This window comes from Mesorhizobium silamurunense (assembly GCF_014843905.1).
Classification (GTDB): Bacteria; Pseudomonadota; Alphaproteobacteria; order Rhizobiales; family Rhizobiaceae; genus Mesorhizobium; species Mesorhizobium silamurunense.
The window spans coordinates 1-395 of record NZ_LPVS01000163.1; the positions used below are offsets into that span (position 1 = coordinate 1).

Consider the following 395-nt stretch of genomic DNA (forward strand, 5'->3'; position numbering starts at 1 on the left):
CACGGGGCCGATGCCAACCAGGATATCTTTGTCCTGAACAATGCCGCGCAACTTCAGACGACCAACCTGATCGATGGTGGCACGGGCAGCTACAATGAGGATGGTTTCGACCACCCGATCCAAGATACCGTTGCGTTTAACGGCTCCTTCGACCTGACCGTTCCGTTTTCGACGGTGATTTCCAATATCGAGGCCTATTCGATCGGCGGCACGCTCAAGGTCAGTCAGGCGAACCTGGCGGGCATCAGCTCCATCAGTGGCGGTACGCTGACCACCGAGGACGCCGTGCTCGACCTGTCGGGAATGACGGTCAGCTCCCGGATCGAGAGCAGCAATGCCGGCGGCACCACCTTTACCGTGACCGACGCCTCCACGGTGTCCCATGTCTATGGCGG

General features: G+C 59.7%; 1 protein-coding gene. It reads left to right on the forward strand.

Annotation, left to right across the window (positions count from 1 at the left end; all coding sequences use genetic code 11):
• On the forward strand, positions 1–395 hold a 395-nt coding region (locus AU465_RS32855), incomplete at both ends, for a hypothetical protein (protein WP_192257145.1).